1 protein-coding gene is annotated in these 599 nt (G+C 45.1%); it reads left to right on the forward strand.

All coding sequences use genetic code 11. The features are described from left to right. Nucleotides 1-599 (forward strand): GTP-binding protein (locus ACFI34_RS18755; protein ID WP_462674596.1); only part of this gene is annotated, 599 nt, incomplete at its 3' end.

Genomic DNA, 599 nt, shown 5'->3' on the forward strand with positions numbered 1-599 from the left:
ATGGCAAAAGAAAAGTTTGAACGCGTAAAACCGCACGTAAACGTTGGTACAATCGGCCACGTTGACCACGGTAAAACTACACTAACTGCAGCAATCACTAACGTACTTGCAAAAGTATACGGCGGTGTTGCTAAAGATTTCGCATCAATCGATAACGCTCCAGAAGAGCGCGAGCGTGGTATCACTATCTCAACTTCACACGTTGAGTACGACACACCAACTCGTCACTACGCACACGTAGATTGTCCAGGTCACGCCGATTATGTTAAAAACATGATCACTGGTGCTGCACAAATGGACGGCGCTATCTTAGTAGTAGCTGCGACTGATGGCCCAATGCCACAAACGCGTGAGCACATCCTTCTTTCTCGTCAGGTTGGCGTACCTTACATCATCGTATTCATGAACAAATGTGACATGGTTGATGACGAAGAGCTACTTGAACTAGTAGAAATGGAAGTTCGTGAACTTCTTTCTGAGTACGATTTCCCAGGTGACGACTTACCACTAATTCAAGGTTCTGCACTTAAAGCACTTGAAGGTGAGAAAGAGTGGGAAGACAAGATTGTAGAGCTTGCAGAAGCACTAGATTCTTACAT

The organism is Pseudoalteromonas sp. PSi26 (genome assembly GCF_054960575.1).